Source organism: Bacillus sp. V26 (assembly GCF_034296245.1).
In the GTDB taxonomy this organism is placed as follows: Bacteria; Bacillota; Bacilli; order Bacillales; family Bacillaceae; genus Bacillus; species Bacillus halotolerans.
Map to the genome: position 1 here is coordinate 226,545 of NZ_JAXKQF010000002.1, position 22,241 is coordinate 248,785.

At 46.0% G+C, this 22,241-nt stretch carries 27 protein-coding genes, 1 pseudogene and 1 riboswitch; of the genes and pseudogenes, 14 read left to right on the forward strand and 14 right to left on the reverse strand.

Annotated elements, in window-relative coordinates:
• Positions 1-20 precede the first annotated feature (20 nt).
• Both UJ203_RS08385 and UJ203_RS08390 read left to right on the forward strand, forming a co-directional pair.
• A complete protein-coding gene (locus tag UJ203_RS08385; protein WP_322009884.1) occupies positions 21-704 on the forward strand; it encodes a 2-phosphosulfolactate phosphatase in 684 nt (227 codons plus the stop codon).
• Positions 701-1,459 carry a phosphosulfolactate synthase gene (locus tag UJ203_RS08390; RefSeq protein ID WP_105990569.1) on the forward strand — a complete coding sequence of 253 codons (759 nt, stop codon included), beginning with the start codon at positions 701-703 and terminating at the stop codon, positions 1,457-1,459. The genes UJ203_RS08385 and UJ203_RS08390 overlap by 4 nt, the downstream gene beginning before the upstream one ends.
• A 45-nt stretch (positions 1,460-1,504) precedes the next feature.
• Here the strand turns inward: UJ203_RS08390 and UJ203_RS08395 are convergent, their stop codons facing one another.
• From UJ203_RS08395 to UJ203_RS08425, 7 genes are all read right to left on the reverse strand, one after another.
• Positions 1,505-2,134, reverse strand: a complete 630-nt coding sequence (locus UJ203_RS08395) for a YitT family protein (protein ID WP_010333695.1) — start codon at positions 2,132-2,134, stop codon at positions 1,505-1,507.
• A gap of 95 nt (positions 2,135-2,229) precedes the next feature.
• Complete coding sequence (locus tag UJ203_RS08400) at positions 2,230-3,345, reverse strand: mandelate racemase/muconate lactonizing enzyme family protein (protein WP_322009889.1); 1,116 nt, start codon at positions 3,343-3,345, stop codon at positions 2,230-2,232.
• Positions 3,346-3,353: 8 nt separating this feature from the next.
• Positions 3,354-4,622 (reverse strand): MFS transporter, encoded by a 1,269-nt coding sequence (locus tag UJ203_RS08405; RefSeq protein WP_322009890.1) that lies wholly within the window; start codon positions 4,620-4,622, stop codon positions 3,354-3,356.
• Between the two features lie 89 nt (positions 4,623-4,711).
• On the reverse strand, positions 4,712-5,563 hold the full coding sequence (locus UJ203_RS08410) for a GNAT family N-acetyltransferase (RefSeq protein WP_322009892.1): 852 nt from the start codon (positions 5,561-5,563) through the stop codon (positions 4,712-4,714).
• 4 nt (positions 5,564-5,567) lie between these two features.
• Complete coding sequence (locus UJ203_RS08415) at positions 5,568-6,017, reverse strand: GNAT family N-acetyltransferase (RefSeq protein WP_101860826.1); 450 nt, start codon at positions 6,015-6,017, stop codon at positions 5,568-5,570.
• Positions 6,018-6,115: 98 nt separating this feature from the next.
• On the reverse strand, positions 6,116-7,954 hold the full coding sequence (locus tag UJ203_RS08420; protein WP_322009895.1) for a bifunctional homocysteine S-methyltransferase/methylenetetrahydrofolate reductase: 1,839 nt from the start codon (positions 7,952-7,954) through the stop codon (positions 6,116-6,118).
• Between the two features lie 90 nt (positions 7,955-8,044).
• Positions 8,045-8,163: riboswitch (SAM riboswitch) on the reverse strand.
• 107 nt (positions 8,164-8,270) lie between these two features.
• Positions 8,271-8,762: a YajQ family cyclic di-GMP-binding protein gene (locus UJ203_RS08425; protein ID WP_044156433.1), complete on the reverse strand. Its 492-nt coding sequence runs from the start codon at positions 8,760-8,762 to the stop codon at positions 8,271-8,273.
• Positions 8,763-8,860: 98 nt separating this feature from the next.
• Between UJ203_RS08425 and UJ203_RS08430 the strand changes: the two are divergent.
• A pseudogene (locus tag UJ203_RS08430) lies at positions 8,861-9,759 on the forward strand (S1 RNA-binding domain-containing protein).
• Positions 9,760-9,812: 53 nt separating this feature from the next.
• On the opposite strand, the gene UJ203_RS08435 reads toward UJ203_RS08430, so the two are convergent.
• From UJ203_RS08435 to UJ203_RS08445, 3 genes are read right to left on the reverse strand one after another with little or no spacing between them, the layout of a single operon-like run.
• On the reverse strand, positions 9,813-10,397 hold the full coding sequence (locus UJ203_RS08435; protein WP_024120881.1) for a sporulation delaying protein family toxin: 585 nt from the start codon (positions 10,395-10,397) through the stop codon (positions 9,813-9,815).
• Positions 10,394-11,329: a sporulation-delaying protein SdpB family protein gene (locus UJ203_RS08440; RefSeq protein WP_322009901.1), complete on the reverse strand. Its 936-nt coding sequence runs from the start codon at positions 11,327-11,329 to the stop codon at positions 10,394-10,396. Before UJ203_RS08440 ends, UJ203_RS08435 begins: the two co-directional genes overlap by 4 nt.
• Positions 11,314-11,850, reverse strand: coding sequence for an SdpA family antimicrobial peptide system protein (locus tag UJ203_RS08445; protein ID WP_322009903.1), 537 nt, complete (start codon positions 11,848-11,850; stop codon positions 11,314-11,316). The genes UJ203_RS08440 and UJ203_RS08445 overlap by 16 nt, the downstream gene beginning before the upstream one ends.
• Positions 11,851-12,031: 181 nt before the next feature.
• Here UJ203_RS08445 and UJ203_RS08450 point away from each other — a divergent pair, with 181 nt between their 5' ends.
• The 4 genes from UJ203_RS08450 to UJ203_RS08465 all read left to right on the forward strand — a co-directional run bounded on the left by UJ203_RS08450 (position 12,032) and on the right by UJ203_RS08465 (position 15,023).
• The gene (locus UJ203_RS08450; RefSeq protein ID WP_010333707.1) at positions 12,032-12,379 is read left to right on the forward strand and encodes a PadR family transcriptional regulator; all 348 of its coding nucleotides are present in this window, start codon (positions 12,032-12,034) and stop codon (positions 12,377-12,379) included.
• Positions 12,376-12,963 carry an HAAS signaling domain-containing protein gene (locus UJ203_RS08455; RefSeq protein WP_322009907.1) on the forward strand — a complete coding sequence of 196 codons (588 nt, stop codon included), beginning with the start codon at positions 12,376-12,378 and terminating at the stop codon, positions 12,961-12,963. The genes UJ203_RS08450 and UJ203_RS08455 overlap by 4 nt, the downstream gene beginning before the upstream one ends.
• A gap of 19 nt (positions 12,964-12,982) precedes the next feature.
• Positions 12,983-13,276, forward strand: a complete 294-nt coding sequence (locus UJ203_RS08460) for a DUF3784 domain-containing protein (RefSeq protein ID WP_024120885.1) — start codon at positions 12,983-12,985, stop codon at positions 13,274-13,276.
• A 124-nt stretch (positions 13,277-13,400) separates the two neighbouring features.
• Positions 13,401-15,023: a M4 family metallopeptidase gene (locus UJ203_RS08465; RefSeq protein WP_322009910.1), complete on the forward strand. Its 1,623-nt coding sequence runs from the start codon at positions 13,401-13,403 to the stop codon at positions 15,021-15,023.
• Between the two features lie 42 nt (positions 15,024-15,065).
• Here the strand turns inward: UJ203_RS08465 and UJ203_RS08470 are convergent, their stop codons facing one another.
• Entirely contained in the window at positions 15,066-15,920 is an 855-nt protein-coding gene (locus tag UJ203_RS08470) for a DegV family protein (protein ID WP_227598273.1), read from the reverse strand.
• Positions 15,921-16,058: 138 nt separating this feature from the next.
• Here UJ203_RS08470 and UJ203_RS08475 point away from each other — a divergent pair, with 138 nt between their 5' ends.
• Positions 16,059-16,901, forward strand: a complete 843-nt coding sequence (locus UJ203_RS08475) for a YitT family protein (protein ID WP_024120888.1) — start codon at positions 16,059-16,061, stop codon at positions 16,899-16,901.
• An 18-nt stretch (positions 16,902-16,919) separates the two neighbouring features.
• The gene (locus UJ203_RS08480) at positions 16,920-17,375 is read left to right on the forward strand and encodes a BsuPI-related putative proteinase inhibitor (RefSeq protein WP_322009917.1); all 456 of its coding nucleotides are present in this window, start codon (positions 16,920-16,922) and stop codon (positions 17,373-17,375) included.
• 30 nt (positions 17,376-17,405) lie between these two features.
• Here the strand turns inward: UJ203_RS08480 and UJ203_RS08485 are convergent, their stop codons facing one another.
• From UJ203_RS08485 to UJ203_RS08495, 3 genes are all read right to left on the reverse strand, one after another.
• Positions 17,406-17,603, reverse strand: a complete 198-nt coding sequence (locus tag UJ203_RS08485; protein ID WP_003224518.1) for a DUF3813 domain-containing protein — start codon at positions 17,601-17,603, stop codon at positions 17,406-17,408.
• A complete protein-coding gene (locus UJ203_RS08490; RefSeq protein ID WP_322009920.1) occupies positions 17,604-17,756 on the reverse strand; it encodes a hypothetical protein in 153 nt (50 codons plus the stop codon). It abuts the gene before it with no gap.
• Positions 17,757-17,860: 104 nt separating this feature from the next.
• Positions 17,861-18,673, reverse strand: a complete 813-nt coding sequence (locus UJ203_RS08495) for a Cof-type HAD-IIB family hydrolase (RefSeq protein WP_322009922.1) — start codon at positions 18,671-18,673, stop codon at positions 17,861-17,863.
• Between the two features lie 119 nt (positions 18,674-18,792).
• Between UJ203_RS08495 and UJ203_RS08500 the strand changes: the two genes are divergently transcribed.
• The 5 genes from UJ203_RS08500 to UJ203_RS08520 all read left to right on the forward strand — a co-directional run bounded on the left by UJ203_RS08500 (position 18,793) and on the right by UJ203_RS08520 (position 22,197).
• The gene (locus UJ203_RS08500; protein WP_105990580.1) at positions 18,793-19,560 is read left to right on the forward strand and encodes a prolyl oligopeptidase family serine peptidase; all 768 of its coding nucleotides are present in this window, start codon (positions 18,793-18,795) and stop codon (positions 19,558-19,560) included.
• 63 nt (positions 19,561-19,623) lie between these two features.
• On the forward strand, positions 19,624-19,932 hold the full coding sequence (locus UJ203_RS08505; protein WP_003224525.1) for a metal-sulfur cluster assembly factor: 309 nt from the start codon (positions 19,624-19,626) through the stop codon (positions 19,930-19,932).
• A 63-nt stretch (positions 19,933-19,995) separates the two neighbouring features.
• Positions 19,996-20,166: a YqaE/Pmp3 family membrane protein gene (locus UJ203_RS08510; RefSeq protein WP_003224527.1), complete on the forward strand. Its 171-nt coding sequence runs from the start codon at positions 19,996-19,998 to the stop codon at positions 20,164-20,166.
• 61 nt (positions 20,167-20,227) lie between these two features.
• Positions 20,228-21,658: an FAD-binding oxidoreductase gene (locus UJ203_RS08515; RefSeq protein WP_322009928.1), complete on the forward strand. Its 1,431-nt coding sequence runs from the start codon at positions 20,228-20,230 to the stop codon at positions 21,656-21,658.
• Complete coding sequence (locus UJ203_RS08520) at positions 21,658-22,197, forward strand: MFS transporter (RefSeq protein WP_044156416.1); 540 nt, start codon at positions 21,658-21,660, stop codon at positions 22,195-22,197. Before UJ203_RS08515 ends, UJ203_RS08520 begins: the two co-directional genes overlap by 1 nt.
• Positions 22,198-22,241 lie beyond the last annotated feature (44 nt).

The following is a 22,241-nucleotide window of genomic DNA, read 5'->3' on the forward strand; positions in this document are numbered from 1 at the left end:
TAAGCCCAAGGAGAGGTATTATGCCGATTACCATTTATCAGGGGCATCATCATTCACTTGCCCCGGCAGATATCAATATCGTTATTGACGTCATTCGAGCCTTTACCGTGGCCCATTTTGCTTTTATCGGCGGGGCGAAAGAAATTCTCTTGGCCCGGACAACTGAGGAAGCTTTCAAGTTGAAAGAAACCTATCCGGATTATGTATTAACAGGAGAGGAAAAGGGGGTCGGAATCAAAGGATTTGATTTGGATAATTCTCCAAAGCGTATGGCAGAGCAGGATATGGCGGATAAGCGGCTGATCCAGAAAACGACAAACGGCGTCACAGCGGCGTTAGGAGCGCTGAAGGCCAAGCATCTTTTTGTGACCGGATTTTCTAATGCCAGAACAACAGCGGAATATGTGAAAAAGCTCGCTGCAAAAGATTGTGTGCTGAACATTGTGGCTTCCCATCCGTCAGGTGATGATGATATGGCGTGTGCGGAATATATCAAAAGCATTATAGAAGGGACGAATGGTGCGGCCGCTGAAGTGATTGAAAGAATCAAAAACTCATCCGTTGCGGAGAAGTTTTTTGACAGCAGCCAGCCGTTATTTGAACCGGAAGACATTGCGTACTGTACAAAAGAAATAACGGGCGACTTCGTGATGAAAGTAAAACAAGAAAGAGAAGTTCCAACGATAGAGAGGGTCATGATATGAATGATTTTTCACTAGAATTGCCAGTGAGAACAAGTAAACCGAGAGAAAACGGACAGACCATTTTAATCGACAACGGCTACCCCTTACAGTTTTTCAAAGATGTGATAGGCGCGGCATCCGACTATATAGATTTTGTGAAATTCGGCTGGGGCACTTCATTACTTACGAAAGACCTTGAAGAAAAAATCAGCTCCCTGAAAGAGCATGACGTGAAGTTTTTCTTCGGCGGCACGCTGTTTGAGAAATATGTAAGCCAGAATAAAGTCAACGAATTTCATCGGTACTGCACTTACTTCGGGTGCGAATATATTGAGATTTCAAACGGCACTCTCCCGATGACGAATAAAGAAAAAGCGGCTTACATTGCTGATTTTTCTGATGAATTTCTTGTGCTCAGCGAGGTGGGCAGCAAGGATGAGGAAGTATCAAGCTGCCAGTGCTCTGAGGAATGGCTTGAGTATATTCTCGAAGATATGGAGGCAGGCGCAGAGAAAGTGATTACGGAAGCAAGGGAAAGCGGGACAGGGGGGATCTGTTCCAGCAGCGGAGATGTCCGGTTTCAAATCGTTGATGATATCATTTTGTCGGATATTGATATCAGCCGAATGATATTTGAAGCACCAAACAAAACGCTCCAGCAAGGTTTTATTCAAAGGATCGGGCCGAATGTCAATCTGGCGAATATCTCATTTCATGATGCGATTGCTCTGGAGACTTTGCGCTTGGGGTTAAGATCCGATACCTTTTATTTGTAAAACAGCGGCTGCGGGGCTCTCTGTATCGGGAGAGCCTCTTGCCTATTATTTTTTATGACGGTACATAGGCGTAAGTATGGGAAGAGAGGTCAGGCGGATGTTATAGATGAAGTCGATGACTCTTGTTGATATCACTTGGCAAATAAGAGCTTGAATCACAATGCCCCAGGCAATAATTGATGCGGTAATCATAAAAATGATGCAATTCATAATGAGCAAGATGGTTCCCGGGTTTCCGCCCCGGTAAATTGAGATCATAAGTGCAAGGGCTCCAAACCCTCCGTTAGAAATTTTATATTTGTATAAAAGTCCGATGCCGAGTCCTAATAAAACAGCGCCGCTTGCCAAATCAAGCCACAGGTTTGAGGTGATGTCCGGAAAAATGACATCGAAGATCAATACCGATACAGAGGTGACGGTAATCGAGGCGAGAGTGCCGGTGAATGTTCTCATCTCCAGCCATTTTAAAGCAGTGAAAAGCATTGACACATTCACAGCCCATACCGAGAAGCCGTGGGGAATGTGAAACAAATGGTGCAATAAGACCGCAATACCTGCCGCCCCGCCTGTCGGAATATCATGCGGAAATAAAAATAAGGACATGCCGAGTCCCTGTAATACACCGCCTGTGACAATCATAAACGTGAGTTTTGCTTTCATCAGCAGTTCAGCCATTAAGTCATTTGCTCCTTTATGAAAAGACTTGTCCGCTGTTACCATTTTATGAGGCTGTCCATGATTTATGTCTATAAATAAAGGGATGGGACAGCTTAAAACGCTGAACCATCCCACATATACCGATTGATGATCTCCGTATTGATCTCTCTGCCGATCCCTGTTCCTTTCGGGAGGTGCACGATTCCTTTTGAAGGCTGAAGGCTGATCAGTTCTGTAAAAGGATTCTCCATTACGTCCCACTCAATCGGTTCAATTTGGTCGTTCTCCATTTTTGACCACGGAGGCAGGCAGGCCTGCGCAAATAAAGCATAAAGCCGGGAAAGAGCGCCGTCATAGGCATGGGCAGACGCTCTCACACCGAAATAACGCGCGAGCTGGAGGCAGTCGCGAAACTCATCAATTCCATTGACATGCATGACATCAGGCTGAATAATATCCAGGCAGCGCTGTGAGAGGAGAGGCGCAAATTGTGCCGCGCCTTTCATATTTTCTCCGCCGGCGACAGGAACGGATAAACGGCTCCGCAGCAAAGTGTAATCCTGCGGCTGGTCAAAAGGCAGAGGCTCTTCCAGCCAGCTAATATTGATCCATTTCGAAAAAAGACGCTCCCACTTTAAAGCTGCTGCTGTATCGTAGCTTTGGTTTGCGTCCAGAATAATAGAAACAGAGCTGCCGGCCGTGTTTTGCAGGGCAGTGATATGCCGCACATCTTCCTCAAAGGTTGTCCCGCCGATTTTGACTTTGATTTGATTGAAGCCCTGTTTCAATTGAACTTCAACATTCGTAAGCGAGCTGCTGATCCATTGCGGATGGTCTGAATATGATTGGAAAGAGGCATACACAGGGAGTTCTTCTCTGTACCGTCCGCCCCACATGTCGCATACGGAACAACCTGCTGCTTTTGCCGCAATCTCCGTCAGTGCCATACTTACAGCCGATGCCGCCCGCTGATGCCATTTTTTGATTGTGCGCACTAAAGGCAGGCGGCTGCCTGCCTGTTTACCTAAGAGATAGGGAATGATTCGTTTTGTGAAACCGACATGCAGGGCCGGGAGCCAATCCGCGCACTCTCCCCAGCCGTCAATGCCGCTTTCTGTGATAATTCTGATCAGATAGCATGTCCGGTATTGTTTAAATCCGTTTGCATCTCCGTAAGGTTTCTCTAATCGGTGCAAGAGCGGAAAGGTCTCGATCCGTTCGATTTTCAAACCGGACGCTACCTTTCCTCAGCCGGCTGAAGCCGATTGCCGTTCATTGCAGGCTCTTCTTTTTCATTTGTCTCGTCTTTATTTTGTTTGACATGAATCAGCGTAAGCACAAGAATGCCGACAACCAGTGTCAAGCCCGCAATGCTTAAGAACATGCCGGGTCTTGACCACTGCATCAAGCGACCGAAAATAGGAGGCCCGATTGCCACCCCCAGAAAACGCACTGATCCGTACAGCGATGTCACAAAACCCCGTCGTTCTTTGCCGACAGCGCCTGTGATAAAGCTGTTTATACAAGGAAGGACAAGGCCTGAACCGATACTGCTCAGCACAAGAACGCTGATAAACAGGACGAGATTTTCAATGAATGACAGTGCCGCGTAAGACACAGTCATAAACGCTAAACCGATGACGATCAGTTTTTTCATTAACGATTGCTTTTGTCCGATTTTGCTGCCCGTCGTATAGGATGTCACACACATGACCAAAAGGGGAATCGCCAAAATCAGCCCTTTTTTGACGCCATCTGTATCGTATGTTTTTTCCAGTATGTCTGATAGGTAAAACAAAATGCCGAATAAGGTAAACAAACAGGTAGCCCCGGCTAAATAAGCGGTAAACAGCCATCTGCCTTCATGCTTAAATACACTTAACAGCCCTTTTGCATATTTTCCGATAGGAGGCGGTTCTTTTTCTTTTTCCTTTTCTTTAATAAAAATCCAAGTCAGCACGATTGAAATGATACAAAACACAGGAAAGGCAAAAAATGCGCCATACCAAACGATCAGGGCGATAAGTGAGCCAATAATCGGCGATAGAACTTTCCCCATTCCGTTTGACGCTTCAACAAGGCCGAGCACTCTGCTTTCCTGTGCGCCTTTAAATAGGTCCGCTGACAGCGCCATCGCAATCGGTCCCGTTCCGGCTGCTCCGATACCCTGAAGAGCCCGGCCAGCCATGACCCACGGATAAGCATTGTCAAAAAAACCTGCCGCAAACCCGGCCAGCAATCCGCCTGCTCCATACAAAAATAAGCAGGGAATAATGATGATTTTCCGTGAAAACCGGTCTGCGAGATAGCCGACAATCGGAATCGCAAACGCCGCAATCAGGGAAAACACCGTGATCACGAGACTGACTTGAAATTGGGATAAATGAAGTTCAGATTTCATTTTTGGCAGTATAGGAATAAGCATAGAGTTTCCAAGGGTTAATATTAAAGGGATTGAACCGATAGCTACAATCGTCATTCCGTTATTTTGTTTTGATGTTTCCATCTCAAAGCACACTCCTTTTCTTCTGCTTAGAGTGTCCCTGAAGGCATTAAAAAAACCGAACAGAATCTTCCTGTTCGGGTAAAAAAGGGTTAACCGAGCGCTTGTGAGATGACAGCGAATAATTGTCTGTTTCGTGCAGGCAGCGTCTTTTTTTGGTACATCATAAGCGGGGGCTCATCGTCTAAGTGAAAGCCCATTGCTTCCAGGCTGTCATGCAGCAACGGGCTTTCCCCAGGCACGTCGATTCGGATGGCTCCTTGTTTTCCTGCGGCCAGCCTGTTGACCAATACAGCAGCGAGACCCGGTGACGTTGCGATAAGCGGGCCTAATTTCAGATTGGCGGGTGTTTGTACAGATAAGCCATAGCCAATGAATGTGCCTTCATTATTTCTGGCAATTATACATTCCGCTGATTGGGAGATCAAATGATGCAGAAGTGCTGCTCTGTCTCCGCCAAAGGCGGCTTGATCAGCCGCGATTAATTCCGGAAAATCCTTTTCTGTAAAAGATGTCAGTTCAATGTCGTGCTGCTTTGTAAGCGGCTTGAAGCTTTGACAGCTGTATTTGCGGATTGAACCCGCTGTTTGAAATCCGGCTTTTTCATAAAGCGGCAAACCTTCCTTCGTGGCGCAAAGCATGATGGCGGTGTTTTCATCGACTTGGCTGATACATGCGTTCACCATCCGCCGCCCCAGGCCTCGCCGTTTGTACTCGTTGTCGACGATAACGAGTCCGATAGAAGCAAGTCGGCCATACAAAAACAAACCGATGCAGGAGATGATGTCTTCTTGGCTGTTTTGATACCCGAAGAAGCGTCCATGTTTTACAAGCAACTGCAGCTCTCGCTCGCCGTAATCCGGCCACCCGGCTTGCCGGGACAGACGCAATAGGCCGGGCACATGTTTTTCAGTAAGCTGAATCAGCTCAATCGCTGAATGCATGTCATCACCTGCTTGTTCCTGTTTTTTTGTACATCACAATATGGGTGCCGATGCCGGAAATCTCAAACGGCTCGCCAAGTTCTTTCCAGCCAAGCTTTTCGTAATAGCCTTTCACATGGTATCTTGCGTTGCACCAGACCGCCTGTACGCCCATATCGGCCAGCTTCTGCTCCGCGTATGTGATCAGTGTGCTTCCGGCTTTTTGATCACGGTATTCTTCGAGCGTTGCCATGCCTCTAAGCCGATATGCGGGTGAATCAGTCAATAGCGGCTGATTCTCGGGAGAAAAGGAAGCGATGCTGATCAGCGTTCCTTCAAAAAAAGCGCCGAGATGGAAAGAGCCTTCTGCTTGATCCTGTTCATATTTGCATTGTTCAATTGATTGATGGGGACGCAAAATGCGGTTTCGGATTTCATAGGTATCCTCTGCGGGAATGGTTTTCACTTCAAGCATGATGTTCCTCCTCTTATGTGATTTATTTTCTATATCGTAACACGAATCGGGTTTGAAAAAGACTGCCCAATTGGTTCGGACAGTCTTAGAAAGCGATGTTAATGCAAATAAATATTCTGACGCTGTTCATCTTTTTGCTTAATGTAAGATGTAAGTTCCGAGGTCAGGTCGGATCTGAGAAAAGGCGTGATTAAATAGATGCCGTTAAACAGTTCGCAGGCAGTATCCAGCAGGGAGCGTGCAATCGCAAGGCCTTCCGCCTTTTGTTTCTCTTTATCTTCGCCGGCGCGCGCCATTTTTTCGCGGATGGAATCGGACAGCTTGATGCCCGGAATTTCGTTATGGATAAACTCAGCGTTCCGGCTGCTTGTCAGCGGCATAACGCCGATATAAATCGGAGTCTTCAAATGCTTTGTTTCATTATGAATATCGACAAGCTGCTGCTCTGAATAGACGGGCTGTGAGATAAAATAATCGGCGCCGCAGTCTATTTTTTTCTCCAGCCGTTTTACGGCTTTATCGAGATGGCGGACGTTTGGATTAAAAGCAGCGGCCACTGAGAAATTGGTTTTCTTTCCGAGCGGTTTTCCGGACAGAGACAGCCCTTCATTGAACTGTTTAATCAGCCTGATTAAATCAAAGGATGTTAAATCATAGACAGACGTTGCACCCGGGAAATCACCGATTTTAGAAGGATCGCCGGTAATCGCCAGCACATCATGCAGCCCTAATGTGTCGAGTCCCATTAAATGTGACTGGAGTCCGATAATGTTTCGGTCCCGGCATGTAATATGGACAAGAGACCGCATATCGAGCTGCTGCTTGACAAGGGCGCCGCAGGCAACATTGCTGATCCGCGGGGTTGCCAGTGAGTTATCGGCGAGCGTCAGGGCTTCGATTCCCGCTTCTTTTAATTCAGCAGCGGCGGACAGAAATTTGTCAAAGCTCAATTTCTTCGGCGGGTCCAGCTCAACAATAATTGAGCGCTTTTCCGCAGCGATTTCATTTAATCCCGGCTCTGTCCGTTCGTGCTGAACAGTCACCAATTCCTTTGCCCGAACCTTTACATGCTTTTCCGTAACAGGGACGAGTCCGCCCACAGCCTCTGCCATAGCCCGGATATGGTTTGGCGTGGTGCCGCAGCAGCCGCCGATAATCCGCGCGCCTTGCTTGCGGAACTCAGCCGCGCTGTTTTGAAAATACGTGTCGTCAGTTTCATATACGAGCCGGCCTTCTTCGAGAGAGGGGAGGCTGCTGTTCGGGTAGACAGATAAAAACACGTCATCAAAAATCGGCACTTCACTGAGCGCTTCAATCATGTGGTAAGGGCCGAGCCGGCAGTTAATGCCAACGATATCGGCACCGAGATCCGCAACCGAGCGCAGCGCATCAGAAAGCGGCGTTCCATCCTGAAGTACGCCCTGCTCATGCATGGATACATTCAGCATAATCGGAAGATCGGTTTCTTTTCGGGCGATTTTCAGCACTTCACGGGCTTCTTCCAAATCATAATACGTTTCTAACAGCAAACCGTCCGGCTCTTCATGCAGCAGTAAATACAGCTGTTCGCGAAAGCTTCGTTTGATTTCGTCAAGGCTGTACGCATTTTTGTTAAACGTGCGGATGCCGCCCATCGTCCCGAGCACATACGCATCGCCGGCGGAAGCCCGCGCGATTTTTACAGCCTCCTGATTCATTTTTTTGATGTCATCTTCAAGGCCGTGTCTCGATAATTTAATATAGTTCGCTCCGTACGTATTGGTCTGAATGATGTTTGCTCCCGCTTCGACATAGGCTTTATGTATACGCTGAATTTCCTCAGGTTTTGAAAGGTTGAGCTCCTCAAAGCACCTGTCTATTCCGAAGGAGTAAAGCAGCGTGCCCATTGCGCCGTCACCGATTAACACCTGTTTCTTCAAATCTTCTAAAAGTCCCATTGTCTGCCTCCTTTATTCGCATTCAGCAAGGAAAAAAGAGAAATAAAAAAAGTCCTCTTAAGAAGAAGACTTTGTCAGTGATATTGTCTCTTCTTATCTTCCAAGCTGTTCGAGCTTGCTGGATTTAGCACCTTGGTCATGGCAATTGCGCCATTACACCGGTTGCTGAAGCTTCGTCGGGCCAGTCCCTCTGCTTCTCTTGATAAGAACGGATATGAAATTTTACATGTTCAGGGGCTGCCAAAAGATGCCTGGCATTTTCCCTTTCTCCAAATTTACCGAAAATAAAGACAATAATCAATAGGAATCAGAAAATTTATCTGAAATTTATAAATTGAACGTCAATTGGCAGATCAGCACCTCGAACTGCTGCGATAACCTGCTGAAGATCATCCTTGTTTTTTCCGGTGACACGCACTTGATCATCCTGCACTTGAGACTTTACTTTCAGTCCGGAGTTTTTGATGATGGTATTGATTTTTTTGGCGTTGTCTTTGTCAATCCCTTGAACAAGCTTTGCGCGCTGGCGTACGGTGCCGCCGGACGCGTTCTCAATTTTGGCGTAATCAATATTTTTTGTCGGCACGCTGCGCTTAATCAATTTGCTGACAAGCACATCCTTGAGCTGGCTTAATTTGAATTCGTCATCGGAAACAAGAACAAGCTCTTCTTTATCTAATGAAATGTCGCTTTTGCTCCCTTTGAAGTCATAGCGTGTGCTGATTTCCTTCAGTGCGATTTGAATCGCGTTTTGCACTTCAGGGAGTTCCACCTTGGATACAATATCAAATGAACTTTCTTTTGCCATATGAAAACCTCCATAACATTTAACTTATGTGTTGATTATAGTAGAATAAAGAGAAACTTCCAACAGAACAAAGAATCAATTTGTGATGATTGGAAAAAATGTTAACAAGATCCGCAGTGAAATAAGCGGGAAGAGGAAGGACGATAGCATGAGACCAGGGCAGCAATTAACCTTGAGTATAGATCACGAAACGGACTTCGGTTACTTTTTAACCGATGGAGAAGATACGATTCTCTTACATAACAGTGAAGTGACAGAGGATATAGAAGACAGAGATGAGGTAGAGGTCTTTATATACGTTGACCAGCAGGAACGGCTTGCAGCAACGATGAAAATTCCGGTCATCAGCGCTGATGAGTACGGATGGGTAGAAGTGGTGGACACGGTAGAGGATATGGGCGTATTCGTCGATGTCGGCCTTTCGAAAGACGCGCTTGTCGCAACAGAGCATCTGCCGCCGTATGAAGATGTCTGGCCGCAAAAAGGGGATAAGCTCTACTGTATGCTGAAGGTGACAAATCGGGGGCGCATGTTTGCCAAACCCGCACCGGAGGATATCATCAGCGAGCTGTTTACAGACGCTTCAGACGATCTGATGAATAAAGAGCTGACCGGAACGGTATACAGGCTGATCGCTTCAGGATCGTTCATCATTACGGATGACGGAATCCGCGGTTTTATTCATTCATCAGAAAGAAAAGAAGAGCCTAGACTCGGCTCAAGAGTGACAGGACGTGTGATTCAAGTGAAGGAAGACGGCTCAGTGAATATGTCGCTTCTTCCGAGAAAGCAGGATGCGCTGTCTGTTGATGCCGAGTATATTCTAACGTATTTAAGAACGAGAAACGGCGCCATGCCGTACAGCGACAAAAGCCAGCCTGATGATATCAAAGAACGTTTTAACATGAGCAAGGCTGCCTTTAAACGGGCGCTTGGCCACTTAATGAAAAACGGAAAAGTGTATCAGGAAGACGGCTGGACATACGAGAAAAAATAGTGCATGAAAAAGGCTCGCCTGCAGCAGAACTGCGGAGCGAGCCTTTTTTAATTCTAATTTAATTCATCAACCAGCGTTCTGATTGCCATTTCGCGATCCACATTGTCTGAAATCGCGATCGGCGTAATATCAATGGCAAGAATGACAAGAATCAGCGCACCGGCAGCGGCAACATAAGAAACATAATAGAAATAGTTAGCGGTATCGACCGTGTTGACGAGCTCGGCTTGAACTCTGGACGTATCATCCTTGGAAGCGGCGATGTCCTTTGCAGCTTCTACTTTTTCTTCAACGATTTGACCTGCTTTTTTCAGCAGTTCATCCACCTTCATTGCATCTTTGCTGTAAACGGCTTTCTTCAGATTGTCAAAAAAGTCAGCATCCTCTTTTTTGATATCAGCAACAACCTGATTGGCAAAAGCCTTTGCCTGTTTTGTGTTGAGCTTGTCAGTCATGGCTTTATTAAATACCTCTGGAAGCTTTTTGCCCACTTCACCCTGAGCAAACACAAACCCTTTAAAAATCTCTTCACCTGAATACTCAAGCTGCTTCGCCTGTGCTACACTTTCCTGCTGCTTCACCAAAAACACTGTTGTTACCAATACAACCGACAAAAATACAAGAAACGCCTTCTTCAAACTGAAACCTCTCCCTTCTTTTCTTTTTTATTCCACTTCAGTCTGCGTATATATGTAAATTGAAACGTGGAATCAATTGGAGTGAGATACAATATCAAAATGCCGGCCATGATGAGTGAAAAGCTGATTAAACCCAGCATAACCGCGAATATCTCGTGCATAAAAACAGCGATGATTAAAATCAATCTCCAATGCTTCTTCGGCGCGAACAGTGCCGCAAAGATGACAATCTGAACGAGAAGCGTCCCCCATGTCGGAATCACCACAAACGGACTTGTCACAAACGGCTTCGTTAAAGCCTGAAAAAAGCCGTTGAAGCCGATGGTTTTTTCCTGGGCGAAATAATAGACGGCCGTTCCGTCCACCCATTCCTGCTGAGACAGCTTAGCGACAGTAGAGTGAAAGTAAAGTACCGCTACTTGGAGTCTGATGACAAAATAAGAAATAAAAGCTGTGATTTTTCCAATTGTTCTTTGGCCCTCTGGATCATCAGGCCTTCCGCTCCAATGCCATTTTCTCGGGTCAGTCAGCGTGATAGGAATCAGCAAAAATGTGATAACCGCGGCTGCCTGCTCGCCTCCGTCGATGACAATTAACGACGATTGCAGGCTGTAACTGACATACCAATGAAGAATCCCGGTGATTCTAGGGCGCCACCCGATCACAACAAGCACCAGAATGGCAATGCAGATCCATCTGACCAGATTTAACATCATATAGTTATTTTCGCCGAGGCAAAAGAGACTGAGATTCATTTTACAAGCAGGATAACTGCTGATTCCGCTGGCGGGCTTCATAATGAGGCTCGGATGATTGACGAGCAGCGTCAGCAGGCTGGATAAAGCAATAATGCTTCGCGCGAGTCCGTATACATTTGTCCACGGGTTTTTTTGGTCCCATCCGGTGATGGTCTGTTTTATGTTTTCGAGCATGAGATCACAACCTTGACTATGCTTTTTACCTGATAAGACGAAGCGGTGTATTTAGAATAGCTCCAAGGAACGATGTCCTCTTTCGTCAAATAATAGCTGCCGCAAAGCAGCGGGCGGGGCGCCGGTGTTTGCAGCTGTACGGTTTTGGCTTTGCTTTTGCAGGCACTCAGGTCCGTATCTTTACATTCTGTCCACTGTTCCTTGCCGACTTGGCTGTAGATTACGCCCATTTCTACGCCCTGCGATCGCCCATAACGATACAGGCCGAATAGATTATCAGCTCTCATATTAGGCCATCTGACCTTGGCGCTGGCATCTCCATCTTCATATAAGCCGATGGCGGTATCGCGGGGGTTTTTGCTGAAAAAGCCCCAGCCTTGAGGAATGACGCTGGACATGAGAAATTTGGAGTCCTTTGTCAGCGGAATCGGGGTTGTCCCTAAGCTGCCAATGATGGAAAACAGAAATAAAGACCCCCAGAGGACTGAAAAAATGATAAAAAATGATATCGATTTCTGCATTCGACTGCTCCTTTTTAAACTGAAGAAATTCATTTTTCTTACTTTTCATCATATAAAAACATTTTTGTAATAAAAAGGTTAGAAAGTAGGAGAAATTCCATTTTTGTTAAATGAAAAAACAGGACATTTTTCACTGCTATATGTCATTGATATATAGTGGTTTTTTCGATATATTTAAACCATGAAAACGAATCAAATTAACGACCGCTGGATTGTTCAATTTCGCAAAGGGATTTTCGAGCTGGCTATTTTATCCCTGCTGCGCTCAAAACCGATGTATGGTTATGAGCTGACATCGTCCTTAAAAACAACCCCGGCACTGGCTATTTCAGAGGGTGCGATTTATCCGATTTTGAAACGGATGACGGAGAAGGACTGGGTCGAATTTTTTTGGCAAGATTCTTTGGACGGCCCGAAAAGGAAGTACTACAAAATGACGCAAAAAGGAGAAGAGATGTTAAAAGAACGGCTGGAGAAGTACCTGGAAACCCATCAAGCTTTATTGTCTTTATCGGGGGATTTGCTATGAATGCACAGCACATCATTGACCGCTATACGGAGGAACTAAACGCTGAGCTGGCGAATATGCCTGAAGTAGAGAGAGAAAATACGATAGCCGAATTGAAGGGCCATTTAACCGCTTTTGTACAAGACAGAATGAATGCCGGCCATAGTGTAGAGGCTCTGCGGGAAGCTGTCGAAAATGAGTTTTCTCATCCGAAAGAACTTGCCGAAGCGATGATGGGTGAAGGGAAGGAACAGAAACGGAGGGGTTCTGTGTTAGGAAAAAGCGGACTTTCAGTTTTTCTCATTGCTGTAATCATACTCCTGCCGCTGCTGCCGCCCTCATACAGATATGTGCCATTGGCTCTTTATTTGGCGGTGCTCGCAGGCTATGTGTGGAAGCGGAAGAAGTTAATGATGTTTGCGGGCGTAAGAAAGAACAAAATGCGCTCTCAACATGAGATTGTCACGATTTCTAGGGTCGGTGCGGGTTATCTGCTGTTTTTGGCTGTTCTGCTTCTTGTGCAGCCGTTCATCAATGCATTCGTCGTCCTTCTGCTGATTGTGGTTAGCTGTGCCGCTTTTTTTCTTTATTTAAACGTCAAGTAATGTTGTAGGAGGCTGTAATATGGAGATCAGCATCAATTATCTATTAATTGTCATTTCGCTTTTATTCTTTGTGGTAGCCTATTTTGTCGGGATCAAAAAACAGACGTGGATGCTGGCGGGGTTTAATGAGGCACGTATCCGGGATAAGGATCGGCTGGCCAGAATAGCAGGCTACTTTTTCTTGAATTCCGGTTTGTTCATTCTGCTGAACAGCTTTATCTCATTTCAAGGCCAGGAGCAGCTGATTCCGCCGCTTATTTTGGCATATGGCGCAGGGGTTATTATTTACGTGAATAAAAAACTGGTAGAATAGGAGCTGAAGGACGGAGCGAAACCTCTGTCCTTCTTTCTTTTTCCTGAAAATAGGAATGAAGCACCACATACAAGTTTCGGTTTTTTTGTTAGGATGAACGAAAAAACAGGAAGGATGTGGTGTTTTGCGTACACTGTTCAAAACATCTCTGTTTATGGCCGGCTTATGCACGGCGGCTCAATGTGTTTTTGCATCAAATGCCTCAGCAGATCAAAGCATCAAATACGACCATACGTATCAAACCCCTTCATACATCATCGAAAAATCACAGCCATTATGGCAGCCAGCTCAAAACCTAACGCAGAAAGAAGCGCTATTTTCATATCTGGACAAGCAACAAACCCATTTTAAGCTCAAAGGAAACGCGAACAGCCATTTTCGCATTTCAAAAACAATAAAGGATTCAAAGACAAAACAAACATTTTTTAAATTAGAGGAAGTGTATAAAGGGATTCCTGTTTACGGCTTTGGACAGGCGGTCGCGATGAAGGAAAACAAACAAGTGAAAAGTTTCTTCGGGAAGGTGCACCCGCAAATAAATGACATATCTGTCACACCGTCTGTATATAAGAAAAAAGCCATACATACAGCGCGCCGTGCGCTTGAGGCCTCCATTGGAAAAATCGAGTATGTTGACGGAGAACCGAAAGCCGAATTATATATTTATCCGCACGAAGGCGCATATGATCTTGCCTACCTTGTGAGACTTTCGACGTCTGAACCTGAGCCTGGATATTGGCATTATTTCATTAATGCCAAAAGCGGAAAGGTCATCGATTCTTTTAATGCCATTCATGAAGCAGCCGGTACAGGGATCGGCGTATCAGGCGAAGAAAAAAGCTTTGAAGTAACCGAACAGAATGGGCATTATTATTTGGCTGACGAAACAAGGGGAAAAGGGATAAATACTTTTGACGCAAAGAACCTGAACGAAACCTTGTTTACTCTTTTGTCTCAATTGATCGGGTATACAGGCAGTGAAGTGGTCAGCGGCACGTCCGTATTTCATGACCCGGCGGCTGTAGATGCCCATGCAAATGCACAAACCGTTTACGACTATTACAGCCGCACGTTCGGCCGTCATTCTTTTGATCAAAACGGAGCGAGAATTACGTCTACCGTACATGTGGGAACACAGTGGAACAATGCGGCGTGGAACGGTGTGCAGATGGTGTACGGGGATGGTGACGGCGCTAAGTTTAAGCCGCTGTCCGGATCGCTCGACATTGTAGCGCATGAAATGACACACGCGGTCACCCAGTATTCCGCAGGCCTTTTATATCAGGGAGAACCCGGCGCGCTAAACGAATCCATTTCTGATATTATGGCGGCGATGACAGACCGGGATGACTGGGAAATCGGCGAGGATGTATATACGCCGGATGTACGCGGGGATGCTTTACGTTCATTAGAGGACCCTTCCAAGCAGGGGAATCCGGATCATTATTCAAACCGGTATACGGGCACAGACGATTACGGCGGGGTGCATATCAATTCGTCGATCCACAATAAAGCGGCATATCTTCTCGCAGAAGGCGGCGTGCACCATGATGTGCGGGTTGAGGGGATCGGGCGTGAAGCTTGTGAGCAAATTTATTACCGGGCTTTGACATATTATGTAACGCCTTCTTCAGACTTCAGCATGATGAAGCAAGCGGCAATCGAAGCTGCCAATGATTTATACGGTGAAGACTCGAAGCAATCAGCTTCTGTCGAAAAGGCATATGACGCAGTCGGAATTCAATAAAAATGAAAAAACAGCCAGGGCTTTTTTAGCCTGGCTGTTTTTTTATGATCTACCCAGAAAAAATATGGCCAGTGTGCCCGGCCCGGAATGGGATCCGACAGCAGAGCCGATGGAGTGCATGATGATGTCTTTCGGCTTGAATGCGTCTTCGATCAAGTGTTTCATTTCATTGGCTGTTCCTTCGTTAGCGGCATAGCTGATTCCGACGGTTTGTTCGCTCCAATTGTCTCCTCGCTCTTTCATTAATTCAATAATCCGTTTGAACAGCTTTTTCTGTCCGCGGATTTTTTCAAGAGGCACAAGCTTGCCGTCCTCCATATGAAGAAGCGGTTTAATATTGAGCAGACCGCCGACAAAAGCGGACGTTTTTGAAATTCGGCCGCCCCGGGCGAGGTACGTTAAATCATCGACTGTAAAAATGTGCTCAAGCTGTGCGCAAAAGCTCTTTACAGACGTTTCAATTTCTTGTATTGTATTTCCGTTGATACAGAGTTCGCGTGCATGCCGGACGGCCAGACCGCACCCTAATGAAGCGCATTTGGAATCAATCACCCGCAAATCAAAATCGGGGAATTCTTCCTTCACTTCATTGGCGATCATGACGGCTGTCTGATAGGTGCCGGAGAGTCCTGAGGAAAAAGCGATGTAAAGTGCGGGCTCTCCTGTTTCGGCATATTGCAAAAATACATTTTTAATTGTTTGCGGTGAGGCTTGGGACGTCTTTGGCGCTTCCCCATTTTGCATCGCTTCAAATATTTGTTCCGAATGAATCGTGACTGCATCTTCATATTCTTTGTCGCCGAGAGAAACCCTAAGCGGGATAAAGCCAATGCCGTTTTCCTCAAAATAAGAACGAGGCAGATCAGCGGCGCTGTCAGCGATGAGATGAACTGTCATTTTGCTTCCCTTCTTTCCGTTTATCGCTCGTCATCATGTGATTTAAGCCAACTATATCATATTAATTTGTCAAAATCGTGTTCAAATATTTGTTTTAAGGGAAAACATAATAAAGAAGAATGAGCGGAGGAACATGCCATGGTACTAGATCAAACAAAAAAATTACTCATCGTCATCATCGGGGCCTTACTTAATGCGGCCGGGCTGAACTTATTTCTGATTCCGGCAGATGTATATGCCAGCGGATTCACGGGTGTTGCCCAGCTTTTATCAAGCGTCGTTGACCAATATGCCCCTTTTTACATATCGACGGGAACGCTCTTGTTCCTCTTAAATATTCCGGTCGGTATTTTAGGATGGCTGAAGGTCGGCAGATCGTTTACGGTGTACAGCATTTTGAGTGTCGCACTGACCACATTGTTTATGGGAATCCTGCCGGAAATGAGACTGTCTCATGACATCCTGCTGAACGCGGTATTCGGCGGCGTGATTTCCGCGGTCGGAATCGGTTTAACATTAAAGTACGGCGCTTCGACAGGCGGCCTTGATATCGTCGCTATGGTGCTGGCCAAGTGGAAGGATAAACCCGTCGGCACGTATTTCTTTATTCTGAACGGGATTATCATTCTGACGGCAGGATTATTGCAAGGTTGGGAGAAAGCTTTATATACCCTTGTTACTTTGTATGTGACAACGAGGGTGATCGACGCGATTCATACCCGGCACATGAAGCTGACAGCAATGATTGTGACGAAAAAAGCGGACGAAATCAAGGAAGCCATTTATGGAAAAATGGTGCGGGGCATAACGACTGTCCCAGCCAAAGGAGCTTTTACAAACGAGCAGAAAGAAATGATGATTATCGTCATCACGAGGTATGAATTGTACGATTTAGAAAAAATCGTAAAAGAAGTGGACCCGAAAGCATTTACAAACATTGTCCAAACGACCGGGATTTTTGGTTTCTTTAGAAAAGACTGACGAAAGCAGGTGGAAGTCGTGAAACGGCTGCTTGTGATGCTCTTGCCTGTGGTGCTATTAATAGGCTGCGGGAAAAATGAGCAGACAGAACCCGATAAGGAGGTATCAGGCGGAATGGAGAATCAAGAGGTTGTTTTATCTGTTGACGCAATTGAGGAGCCTGAACAAATCAAATTTAACATGTCACTGAAGAACCAAAGCGAACGCAGGGTGGAGTTTCAATTCAGCACGGGACAAAAATTTGAACTTGTCGTGTACGATTCAGAACACAAAGAAAGATACCGTTATTCGAAAGACAAAATGTTTACACAGGCTTTTCAAAACCTGACGCTTGAACCGGGAGAAACCTATGATTTCACTGATGAATGGAAGGAAGTACCGGAGCCGGGAACATACGAGGTGAAGGTGACGTTTAAGGGCAGAGCGGAGAATCTTAAGCAGGTCCAGGCTGTTCAGCAGTTTGAGGTCAAATAATAGGCTATGGCGAATCGCCATAGCCCTTTTTTATTGCAATTTATCCAGTTGATCTTGAAATTGATGAAGCTGTTGACGTTCCGCATCTGTCGAATTGGCATACGCAGAAGACACAGCATTTTTGGCCCTCAGAATCGCTTGCTCCTGATCGCCTTCCTCAAAGCCGTTTGTCACCATGACAGCCTGTTGAACAAATGATTTCGCCTGCTGAAACAGTTCGTTTCTCATTTAATATTCAACCTGTCTTTCGGCCGAATCTCGTGCCGCGGCATGCTGGTGAGTTTCTTCTAATGTAGACCGATATGGAAATCTTGCGGCGTGTAGCCCGATGGAGTCTTTACCCTGCTGAATAAACCTTCTGGATTTGCTTCGTTTACCCATTGTGAGACTGCCCCCTTCCATACTTTGACGAGATGAGTCGTCTCCCATAGTATGCTGGGACGGGTAAAGGTTTATAAGTGGGAAAAATTAAAAAACTCCGCTCTTTATATTGAGAAATATTCTTTCAAAAATTGGGCGACACCGTCTTCTTCATTGGAACCCGTCGTTTTGTCAGCGATCCGCTTGACTGCGTCAATTCCATTTCCCATGGCGACGCCGCATCCTGCAAATTCAAGCATTTCCAGGTCGTTATCTTCATCGCCAAAAGCGATGATCCGTTCTCGCGGCACACCGTAGTAATCGCTGATTTTCTGCAAGCCAATCGCTTTGTTCATGCCGCTTTTAATAATCTCAATCACATGCCACGGGGCTGCCCATCTTCTGTGATCGATCACCTCGGCGTGCACATCTGTTAGATAAGCGCGTATCTCTGGCACATCTTCCTCTTTCGCATGGATGAGCACAGAGGTGACATCCTCACCGAGATTTTCACGCAAATCGCCGACGGTGACATTTGTTGTGTTCATGTTAAAGGCATCAATCAGATGCTCATCATGATAATGGAAGTACACATCATCGATGACTTCAGCAAGTATATTATGTACGTTGTAGGTCTCGCTGATATCCACAAGCTGTTTGACAACTTGAAGCGGCAGTGAGGTATGATACCGTCCCCAGCTGTCATCTTGCGGATGGTGGACAAACGCTCCGTTGAAATTGACGATCGGCGTTGTCAGATTCATCTGCTCATAGTACACGGAACTTGAACGGTACGGCCGGCCGGTGGAGATGCAGACGTAATGTCCATCATTTTTTAGGCGCTGTATCGTTTGAAGGGTGTTTTCTGATATTGTTTTATCGTCCTTTAATAATGTTCCATCTAAATCTAATGCGATTACATAGGGTTTTGTCTCCATGAAAAGCTCCTTTAACCATAGATTTTACGTGAGTTGCCTTAATTACAGTGTAGCTTTTTACCATCTTTATTGTCTACATGTTACACTTATGATTATGGTTATCCTAAGGAGGGGACATTGTGATTCAAATTGAAAATCAAACCGTTTCCGGCATTCCGTTTTTACATATTGTAAAAGAAGAGAACAGGCACCGTGCCGTTCCTCTTGTTTTCTTTATACATGGCTTTACAAGCGCAAAGGAACACAACCTTCATATTGCTTATCTGCTTGCAGAGAAGGACTTTAGAGCCGTTCTGCCGGAGGCGCTGCACCATGGTGAACGGGGAGAGCAAATGGCTGTTGAAAAGCTGGCCGGCCATTTTTGGGACATCGTGCTAAACGAGATTGAAGAGCTTGAAGTACTCAAGAACCATTTTGAGAAGGAAGGCCTGATAGACGGCGGCCGTATCGGGCTTGCGGGTACATCAATGGGCGGCATTACAACGCTTGGCGCCTTAACGGTTTATGACTGGGTACAAGCCGGCGTCAGCCTGATGGGAAGCCCGAATTATGTCGAGCTGTTTCAGCAGCAGATCGACCATATTAAATCTCAGGGCATCGATATCGATGTGCCGGAGGAAAGGGTGCGGGAGCTCATGGAGCGCCTTAAAGTGCTGGATCTCAGCCTTCAGCCGGAGAAACTTCGCCAGCGCCCGCTTTTATTTTGGCATGGCGTTAAAGATCAAGTCGTGCCTTACGCGCCGACCCGGAAATTTTATGACACGATTAAATCTTATTACAGCGAGCAGCCGGAACATCTCCAGTTTATTGCGGATGAACGAGCCGATCACAAAGTGCCGCGGGCCGCTGTGTTAAAAACCGTTGAATGGTTTGAAACGCATTTATAAAGCACAAAGGTGTAAACACAGGCCGGATTTACGTTATACTGTAGAAAAAAGGAGTGAGGGAACGTGGAAGAAGCATTAAAAGAAAACATTATGGGCGCCCTGGAACAGGTTGTCGACCCTGAGCTTGGCGTTGATATCGTAAACCTCGGGTTAGTATACGATGTTGATATGGATGAAGACGGCTTAACGCACGTCACAATGACACTGACGTCAATGGGATGCCCTTTAGCGCCGATTATTGTTGATGAAGTGAAAAAAGCGCTTGCGGACATTCCGGAAGTGAAAGAGACGGAAGTTCACATTGTGTGGAATCCGCCGTGGACTCGGGACAAAATGTCAAGATATGCAAAAATAGCGCTTGGCATACAATAAAACAAAAGAGGACAGCCTTACTGTGAGGCTGTCCTTTTTACAGCTGAAAAGGAGTGAAGCAAAATGATGTACCTGCTTGCCGTTCTATGTCCGCCGCTTGCTGTTTTGTTTACGGGAAAGCCGTTTCAGGCCCTGCTCAATCTCATATTGACATGCATCTTTTGGCTGCCGGGCGCCATTCACGCTTGTTTTATCGTGGCTGACCGCCGCGCTGAAAAACGGGCAAGACGATAATCTGGAAAAAAGAGGACGCAAACATGGTATAATGGCCATAAAAAACAGCAGGGAGAGCGCCATGAAAAAGAAATTGCTTGCATTCGCGCTGTGCACCGGTGCGTATGCGGCCCTGTTTGCGTACTCTGTTCACTCAGAGCAAAAAAGCGGCTCCGGCGAGATGACCGATGTCAGCCGCTTGATGCCGGTGAAAATTAAGCAGACGGTGAAAGGGCAGGAAGAAAATAACCTCATTGACACAGTCAAAGAGGCCAATCGAAAAAACATAAAAATCTCAATAGCCGGAACCCAGCATTCGATGGGCGGCCATACATATTACGAGGACGGCATCGTTCTGGACATGACAGGCTACAACAAAATCCTCGCTTTCGATAAAGAGAAAAAAACCATCAGGGTCCAAAGCGGGGCGACGTGGAATGACATACAGAAATACGTAAATCCATACGGGCTTGCGGTAAAAGTCATGCAGTCACAAAATATTTTTACAATCGGAGGATCTCTCAGCGCCAATGCCCACGGGCGTGATATCCGCTATGGGTCGCTGATTGATACAGTCAAATCATTCCGTCTTTTAAAAGCCGACGCCACAATTGTCACCGTCACTCCAAAAGATGATTTATTTTCAGCAGTCATCGGCGGGTACGGTCTTTTTGGCGTGATTCTCGATGCTGAGCTTGAATTAACGGATGACGAGCTGTACGTCATGCAGACGGAAAAAATGAACTACAGTACATACGCTGACTATTTTACAAAGCATGTCAAAGGCAATCCTGGTGTCCGCATGCACCTCGCTCGCATCTCAACAGCAGAAAAAGGATTTCTGAAAGACATGTATGTCACAAATTACGTATTATCAGAAGAGCAGGATCAGCTGACATCTTACAGCGATCTCAAAAAGGATGAGCATACACAGGTGACGAAATTCGCGCTCGGCCTGTCAAGACGGTACGGGTGGGGCAGAAACTGGCTGTGGAACACCCAGCAATCCTATTTTCTAAGCCAAAATGGAACAAAGATCTCACGCAATAACGTCATGCGGTCAGAATCAAAATTTCTCGAATACGAAAACAATGAAAATACAGACGTGCTGCAGGAATACTTTGTGCCGGTGAAGGAGTACGCTTCCTATATTGATGACCTGAGACAAACGCTGTCACACGAAGACCTGAATCTGCTTAATATCACGATCCGGTATGTGCAAAAAAACGAAAAGGCTGACCTGTCTTATGCGAAGGATGATATGTTTTCGCTCGTGCTTTTAATCAACGAGGGCTTTTCAAAAGAAGACCAGGCTGACGCTGCGAGAATCATCAGGCGCATGACAGACGTTGCGCTCAAACACGGAGGAAGCTATTATCTGCCGTATATGACATATCAGACAAAAGCGCAAATGAGACAGGCGTATCCGAAAAGCGAAGCGTTTTTTCAGAAAAAACGGGCGTATGATCCGGATGAGCGGTTTATGAATTACTTTTATCAGAGGTATAAATAATGGGGAAAAACAAATTAAAATGGCTGACACTTTCACAAAGCAGCGTGTTTTTCGCAAGCAGTTTAATCTTTCCGTTTTATATTCTGTTTGTGAAGAATATCGGCTCAAGCTACACGCAGTTCGGGTTTTCCTACGGATTATTCGGACTGAGCGGAGCGCTCATTTACCCGCTCCTCGGCCGGCTTTCTGAAAGGATCGACAGCCGCTATTATCTGCTTGCGAACTCATGGGGCATGGCGGTTCTGCTTTTGTATGTCCCGCATGTAAACAGCGTTCTTCAAGTGTACATCGTGCAAGTGCTGTTAGGTCTCTTTGGGGCGATGCAAAAACACGGAGAAAAAGTATTAATCGCCGACTTTACAGACACCGGGGAACGCGGAAAAAAGATTGGGAATTATCATTTTTGGACCGCTGTTTTTTCAGCGGCTGCCATTATGCTCGGCGGTTTTCTCGCCGACTTTTTTACGGTGCAAATGATTTTTTATACAAGCTCTATTCTATATTTTCTGAGCGGATTGATGATGATGAAAACAGGCTGACACGGTCAGCCTGTTTTTTTTATGCAGCTGCAAATGGCGCCGGA

Excerpts from the sequence above, each read along its gene's own strand:
- UJ203_RS08460 (WP_024120885.1), top strand. The coding sequence starts at position 12,983 with ATGGAGATCAGCATCAATTATCTATTAATTGTCATTTCGCTTTTATTC.
- UJ203_RS08470 (WP_227598273.1), bottom strand. The coding sequence starts at position 15,920 with ATGACAGTTCATCTCATCGCTGACAGCGCCGCTGATCTGCCTCGTTCT.
- UJ203_RS08425 (WP_044156433.1), bottom strand. The coding sequence starts at position 8,762 with ATGGCAAAAGAAAGTTCATTTGATATTGTATCCAAGGTGGAACTCCCT.
- UJ203_RS08410 (WP_322009892.1), bottom strand. The coding sequence starts at position 5,563 with ATGCATTCAGCGATTGAGCTGATTCAGCTTACTGAAAAACATGTGCCC.
- UJ203_RS08490 (WP_322009920.1), bottom strand. The coding sequence starts at position 17,756 with ATGGGTAAACGAAGCAAATCCAGAAGGTTTATTCAGCAGGGTAAAGAC.
- UJ203_RS08420 (WP_322009895.1), bottom strand. The coding sequence starts at position 7,954 with ATGGGACTTTTAGAAGATTTGAAGAAACAGGTGTTAATCGGTGACGGC.
- UJ203_RS08390 (WP_105990569.1), top strand. The coding sequence starts at position 701 with ATGAATGATTTTTCACTAGAATTGCCAGTGAGAACAAGTAAACCGAGA.
- UJ203_RS08520 (WP_044156416.1), top strand. The coding sequence starts at position 21,658 with ATGGGGAAAAACAAATTAAAATGGCTGACACTTTCACAAAGCAGCGTG.
- UJ203_RS08405 (WP_322009890.1), bottom strand. The coding sequence starts at position 4,622 with ATGGAAACATCAAAACAAAATAACGGAATGACGATTGTAGCTATCGGT.
- UJ203_RS08495 (WP_322009922.1), bottom strand. The coding sequence starts at position 18,673 with ATGGAGACAAAACCCTATGTAATCGCATTAGATTTAGATGGAACATTA.
- UJ203_RS08415 (WP_101860826.1), bottom strand. The coding sequence starts at position 6,017 with ATGCTTGAAGTGAAAACCATTCCCGCAGAGGATACCTATGAAATCCGA.
- UJ203_RS08440 (WP_322009901.1), bottom strand. The coding sequence starts at position 11,329 with ATGCTCGAAAACATAAAACAGACCATCACCGGATGGGACCAAAAAAAC.
- UJ203_RS08450 (WP_010333707.1), top strand. The coding sequence starts at position 12,032 with ATGAAAACGAATCAAATTAACGACCGCTGGATTGTTCAATTTCGCAAA.
- UJ203_RS08385 (WP_322009884.1), top strand. The coding sequence starts at position 21 with ATGCCGATTACCATTTATCAGGGGCATCATCATTCACTTGCCCCGGCA.
- UJ203_RS08395 (WP_010333695.1), bottom strand. The coding sequence starts at position 2,134 with ATGGCTGAACTGCTGATGAAAGCAAAACTCACGTTTATGATTGTCACA.
- UJ203_RS08455 (WP_322009907.1), top strand. The coding sequence starts at position 12,376 with ATGAATGCACAGCACATCATTGACCGCTATACGGAGGAACTAAACGCT.
- UJ203_RS08445 (WP_322009903.1), bottom strand. The coding sequence starts at position 11,850 with ATGCAGAAATCGATATCATTTTTTATCATTTTTTCAGTCCTCTGGGGG.
- UJ203_RS08510 (WP_003224527.1), top strand. The coding sequence starts at position 19,996 with ATGATGTACCTGCTTGCCGTTCTATGTCCGCCGCTTGCTGTTTTGTTT.
- UJ203_RS08485 (WP_003224518.1), bottom strand. The coding sequence starts at position 17,603 with ATGAGAAACGAACTGTTTCAGCAGGCGAAATCATTTGTTCAACAGGCT.
- UJ203_RS08515 (WP_322009928.1), top strand. The coding sequence starts at position 20,228 with ATGAAAAAGAAATTGCTTGCATTCGCGCTGTGCACCGGTGCGTATGCG.
- UJ203_RS08475 (WP_024120888.1), top strand. The coding sequence starts at position 16,059 with ATGGTACTAGATCAAACAAAAAAATTACTCATCGTCATCATCGGGGCC.